The organism is Corynebacterium sp. HMSC05C01 (assembly GCF_001807155.1).
Taxonomy (GTDB): domain Bacteria; phylum Actinomycetota; class Actinomycetes; order Mycobacteriales; family Mycobacteriaceae; genus Corynebacterium; species Corynebacterium coyleae.
Window position 1 is genome coordinate 1 of the sequence record NZ_KV787956.1, and the last position, 6,365, is coordinate 6,365.

3 protein-coding genes are annotated in these 6,365 nt (G+C 60.3%); all 3 read left to right on the forward strand.

The annotated features are described in order from the left end of the window. Positions 1-1,738, forward strand: a 1,738-nt coding sequence (locus HMPREF3145_RS11820; protein WP_168162451.1) for a Rib/alpha-like domain-containing protein, incomplete at its 5' end; no start/stop codon positions are given. 24 nt (positions 1,739-1,762) lie between these two features. Beyond that, complete coding sequence (locus HMPREF3145_RS06410; protein WP_141740830.1) at positions 1,763-4,234, forward strand: hypothetical protein; 2,472 nt, start codon at positions 1,763-1,765, stop codon at positions 4,232-4,234. A gap of 523 nt (positions 4,235-4,757) precedes the next feature. Next, a partial coding sequence (locus HMPREF3145_RS11825; protein ID WP_210384163.1) for a transthyretin-like family protein occupies positions 4,758-6,365 on the forward strand: 1,608 nt, incomplete at its 3' end.

A 6,365-nucleotide genomic window follows, 5' to 3' on the forward strand; every position in this document is an offset into this window, starting at 1 on the left:
CTTGCTGGATCCGGACGGTGACTTCGACGGCGATGGCATCTCGAACAAGGACGAGATTGAGGGTGGCACCAACCCTGCAGTCGCTGACGAGGGTGACACCACCGCGCCGCTCATCAACCCAGTGAAGCCTGGTGATCGCAGGATCACTGGTAAGGGTGACCGTCCGGGTGAGGACATCTCTGTCACGATTCCGGGTGTGAAGGACCCGATTCGAACCACCACCGACAAGGACGGCAACTGGTCTGTCGATGTGCCTACGGATATTGACCTGAATCCAGAAGACAGAATCCGGGTCGCTGACGGAGCAGGCAACACCACCGAGACCGCGGTCGGACCTGCTGCCCCCGAGCCACTACTCACCGACCAATTCGATCCGGTGTACCCCCGCGCGTATGTGCGGGTGGGGGAGTCGGCAACGTCGGTTACGCCGAACCTGACTCGCTACGTCAACGGGCGCGAGTTCCGTCGTCAGCCGCTGCGAACAGCAGGAGATGTCACCTTCAAGGTCAAAAGCCCGGGCACGCTTAAAGACAACGGTCGCGTTGAAGTTACCGCGCCGAAGGATGCGCAGCCGGGTGACCTCATCACGGTTCCGGTGCAGGTCACGTACGCAGACGGCTCCACCGATAAAACCGAAGCCATCTTCGAGGTCATCCCTGGCGCCTACGCCGAGATGTACGACCCGAAGTACGAAGTCGGCCGCTCCGCCTCGCCGGGCGAGCAGACCCAGGTCAAGCAGGTGGGCGATAACGACCTGCCAGAAGGCACCACGTTCACGCTCGACCGAGATAAGTCGGACCTCAACGGTTGGGGCATCCAGGTGGATGAAACCACGGGCCTGATCACGGCAACCGCGCCGCAGTCGCGTGAGCACCGGGCAGAGGTCGTGGTCACGGTGTCGTACGCGGATGGATCGCAACAAAGCATCACTGCCTTTGTTGACCCGCAAGCGGCGACCTCGATGGCAGAGACCATCCCGGTCAAGGATGCGGTGGTTACGGTTCCGGTAGGCGTGGCGCTGGACGCGAACGTCGTGCCAGCGCTGCCGGACGGCACCACCTTCGACATCGGTGCGTTTTCGGACGAGAACTGGTCCGTGGACGTCAACAAGGACACCGGCGAGGTCACGGTGGTTACCACCGACAAGGTGCAGCCGAATGACCAGGTTGTTGTGCCGGTGGTGGTGAAGTTCCCGGATGGGTCCGAAACCACGGTGAATGTCACCGTCGTGGCAACCAAGCCGCAGACCACCCAGCACCAACCGGTGTACGTTGCGTCGAAGGTTGCTCCCGGCGAGCGCACTTCGCTGCAACTCGAGGTGCAACTGGACAAGAAGGCCGGCGCGACCTACTCCCTGGCAGGCAACGCTGCGGGTCTCAAGGCAGAGATTGATCCGGAAACAGGCGTGATCACGGTGCAGGCGGATGCCGGCGCGAAGCCGGGCACGCGAGTGCTGCCGGTGGATGTCCGCTACGCCGACGGCTCCGTCGAGCGCATCCAGGCGCGCGTGGAGGTCACCGGCACAGGCGTGACGGCAAACCCGGCGTGCGACGACGGCTCAAGCAATTCGAGCACCTCCAGCACTTCTAGCGAATCGTGCACCACCGGCTCGAGCACCGGAGGGGTTGTTGCGATCATCCTCGGTGTGCTCGCGGTCATCGGCGGTGCTGCGTGGGCTGCATTTATCAACCAGGATGCGGTGCGTGACGTGCTGCGCAACTTTGGCATCAAGTTCTAGCAAAAAGGGACAAGGATCATGGCTTTGAAGAAGACAGCACTTGCAGTTTTGCTGAGTACTGCGATGGTCGCGCCGCTCGTCGTAACGTCAGCGGATGCTGCAGTTCAGAAATACGAAGGCGGCTACCAGGTCGCGCAAGATGCCACCAACGGTGCGTTCGACGGCGTGCTCATCCAGCCCAACCGGTTCACGGACCTGCACTACGCGCACCCGTACTCCGCGCCAGGTGGACTCAGCGCCCGACTGTTCACCGATGTGTGGGTTAACAGCAAGGACGTTTCGCTGGCGAACAACACCACCGTGACCGGTAAGCAGCAGGGCAACGCCAACGTGGTCACCATGGTGTCCAAGGATGGCGACGCCACGATTACCCGCACCTTCACCATCGAAGGCCGTTCCACAACGGTGAACACCGTCGTGGAGGCGCCGCAGGGTACTCGGGTGCAGCTTGATTCGACCGTCCTGCTCAAAGCGCTCGAGACGGACTACACTGGTACGTTTGACGCGGGCGCCAACCGCTTCCACCTCACGCCGGTGAAGCCCGGCTACGAGGTTGACGTCACCTTCGGCGAAGGAACGTTTGCCACCGCTGCGGACAAGGACTTCAAGGCGCTTAACGCCGCAACGGGCGAGGAGGTCAGTGGCCACATCGGGGCTTCCGCGGAGGCCCAGCGTGGTCGTTGGGTGGGCAGGACTGACGCCTCCGGGCGCTTCGAGACCAGCGTGCGTATCGGTGTCTCCACCCAACAAGACGCCGCCGACACCGACGGCGACGGCCTGCCGGACATCTGGGAAGAAGAAGGCTTCACGCTTGCAGATGGCACCGTCATCGACCTGCCCAAGTGGGGCGCCGACCCGCAGTACCCGGACGTGTTCCTACAGCTGAGCTGGATGCCGTCCGAGTGGGAGCAGCGTGGCTGCGCAGACCGTGGCCGGTTCAACCCGACGGCGAAGGACGTGCTCTCGTTTGAAGAGTGCGCGACGCTGAACAAGAACTTCTACCGCCCTACCCGCAAGATGCTCCAGGACTTGGAGACGCTGTTCCGCGACAACGGCATCAACCTGCACATCGACGCAGGCGCGCTGTACGCCCCGGGCATCCCGGTGGCGGATCGCCGTGGTGGGCAGAACAAGGAGAAGTTGCCGTACGCGAAGTACTCCTTCGACCAGGACGGCAGGTCGCGTGTGGACACGATGAAGGGTTGGCACAACGACCTGCTCGGCGAGCGTGACGCCGTGTGGCACGTCGGCGTGATCGGCGACACGATTGCACCGGGAGAACTTTCGTCGGGGCTGGGTTTGCAGGGCGAGAGTTTCTTCGTCGCTAAGGGTGCTGGCTTGACCACAGAAGAGGAGTTCAAGGGGACGATTCTTCACGAGTTCGGCCACGTCCTCGGCCTCGACCACGACGGCATCCCCACCGAGGAGAGCCACAAGTACGCCGAGTTGCTCGCCGGCTACCCGAGCGGCCAGCAGGAGCGTAACTACATCCCGAAGTACAACTCCGCGATGAACTACCTGTACCAGTTCTCCCGCTTCGGGCTTTCCACCGACGAGACGAAGGCGGACGGCTACGCGCTGAACTCGGGCAAGAACTTCTACGACAAGTGCCCGGAGGGCCTGAAGGATCAGTTCTGCTTCGTCGGCCAGTCCACCATCCCCGCGGACTGGAAGAATCTGGTGTTGCGTTCCAACTACATCGGCAAGGCTGACGGCATCATTGGCGTCACGCATGAGCACGATCAGTTGGCGGAGGAGGACCTGACTGTCTACGAGCTCGCGGTGCTCGCCGCTGCCGATAACAATCTCAAAGCAGGGGCATTGCTTATCGACGACGCCCACAACGGCATCGTTCTCCACCACCCCAACAACGCGCTGAATGTCCGCGTGGAAAACAAGGGTATCGATGCCCACACCTTCACCGTGGAAGCCCGTTGGGGCAACGGCAAGTCCGCGCGCAAGGACATTGCCCTGGCTGGCATCGCGGATAAGGACAACTACGCCGGCGATCTCGCCATCCCGATGCGCGACCTCGCCGGGGTGAAGGGCCCGAACACGCCTGTCGAGCTGTCGGTGAAGAACCAGAACGGCGAGACCGTGTTCGACGAGACCTTCCGCGTCCCCGTCCTCGACCTAACCAAGCAGGAAGCCGAAAAGGTACTTAAGGACCTCCCGTCCGCAGACGTGAACAAGGAGGAGCAGAAGAAGGTCGAGCAGGTGCTGCGCCCGGTTGTGCAGCCGCCGGCCCCGACCACGTCGGCGCCGTCGCCTGCGCCTACCCCGAAGGAGACCGTCACCGTGACGCCGACGCCGAAGCCGGCGCCCGCCCCGGTGACCCAGACCCGCGGCCCGGTGGAGACCGCGAACCCTTCGGATTCGGCAGGGAAGCCGTCTGATGGCTCCTCCGCGAACGGCGGCGCGATCGCCGGCGCTGCCTTGGTAATCCTCGGCGCCCTCACCGCCCTGTTCGGCTGGTGGTTCAAGAACGGCGAGTAGCTCAAGCTGCCGTTCTAGGCTCACGGTGCCGGGGCCCGGTTGCCTCGTAGGTTCGACGCCTGTGGTGGATTCTTCCCATCACAGGCGTTTTTACGTTTCCGTAGTCTTTACACGTGACCATTAAAACGTCACTCAATACCCCCGTTAGGGGGTGATGGTGAAAGGCTCAGATTTTCCTAAGCTGGCAACTGGCTAAAGGTGCTCGATATTGCTCAAATCTGTAGACAACTACGGAAACTGCTGGAAGTGTGCTTGCATGGCCCGCCCGCCCCATAATCTCGGCCTTCTTAGCCGTGTCACAGGTAGTGATTTACGGGCGTACAACAGTACTGGCCAGCGCTTTTAGTGGCGAGTGTCAATAATTTTCCTCAGGATATGAACAGCTGTTTGGAGGCTTGGGGGACCTTTGCCGCCTCCTGTCACGTTCTCTACGGTGGTGTTCGTAGGCCCTGTTTGCAGGTGTGTTTTGTTTGCTCGTCAGGGTCATGAACCTATGACGCTCAGACTTTTTGGAGGGAATTTAATGAAAAAAAGTCACATTGGTCGCCGTCGCGGTACGTCCGTAGCAGCGGCTGCTCTGTCATTTGCACTTGTTGCGCCGTTGGCACAGCCGGTTGCGTTTGCCCAAGATGAACCGGCTGCGGTTGCGGGTGCGGACGCTCAAGCTGGTGATGCTGCCAAAGATAAGCAGGTTTCGAACGCCATCTTCTCCAAGACGGGCTGGCGTAACTACTTTGGCTACCACGGCTACGCCTACATCAATAAGGGCGGTCGTGCTGATGACCTGCAGAAGAGTAATGAACCGCTCATTGGCAACGTTATCTACCTGCAGTACGTCAATGGTAAGAACGAAGTTTCCCCGGTGTTCTACACGACGACGGACTCTGAGGGTCGCTTCTCCTTCGATCTGTCGAAGAGCTTCCTGAGCCGTGTTAGTGCTCCGGAGTTTAGGCTCAACGGCATCGAGGGCGGCAAGACCCGTGTCCGCGTCTGGGGTGAAAACCCGGACGAGGATAAGTACTCCGTAGTCATGGCGGGTGACATGAAGTCTGGTCGTTACACCACTCGTCTTGATCGTGTGCAGGAGTCCTGGAACTTTACGGCCGGTTCGGCTGGTTCCCGCATTACCAACGGTCGTTTTGTGCTGGAGGAGAAGCCAAACCACGTTGGTTGGCTGGCCAAACCGGAAGATCAGTGGACGCGTGCGCTCGACGGCGAGACCGGCAAACCGACCGTAGATGGTCAGTTCCCGGACTACGGCCGTCACGGTGCGATCGATGGCGGTACTCGTATTTGGTGGGAGTCTGGTGAAGACGCTGGCTCGCTGCCAAGTCAGTACGCCTACGACGTCAATCAGGGTGACCGTGCCGCTGGTGGAGTAGAGATTGTTGCGTCTTACCTCAACGATGAAGTTGTGCGTGAGATTGAGGCGTGGAAGGACGCTAATCCGGGCTACACAGTTGAACAGGAACGTGAGAACCAAAAACGTATCATTGATGCGTACCAGGGTGAGCACGGTGCAGGTTCCCACATTGCAGAAACGGTTGTTGCGCCGTCGAAGGCTGATGGTTCCTTCTACCTTCCGTTCAAGGGAACGAAGGGCTACTCGTGGAATCGAGCGAACCTCGGTGCAAACAAGGTTGTCAGCGATAAAGAGTGGGGCAAGGTCGCTGATGACTACAAGAACGGCAGCCTGAGCACGTTCAACGGGGCGTCGCTGAGGGACGTGCGCCACGTCAACACCGATTACATGTACATCTACCCTCGTATCGAGGGTCGCGATGTGAAGCTCTCGTCGTTCCCAGTGAACATGTTCCAGAACATCAAGGACTTGGGCAGCTCAGGCACGAGTAACAACATGGGCGGTATTCGCTTCCCGCTGATGTCTGCGCAGCCTATCTTTGATATTCCGGAGTACAACTCGTACGACAATAAGGGTCGTGCGGGCTCCAAGGTGACCACCAAGACTGCTGGTCTGATGCCGAATGCTGATTATGCAATCCGCTGGTACGCCACGACTGAGGATGGCACTCAGGAAGAGCTTAAGGATGCGATGTGCATCGTCAAGAGTGACGACAAGGGTGCGTTGCCGTCTTGTGATTTCCAGGCTCCTGAAGATCTGAAGGAGACC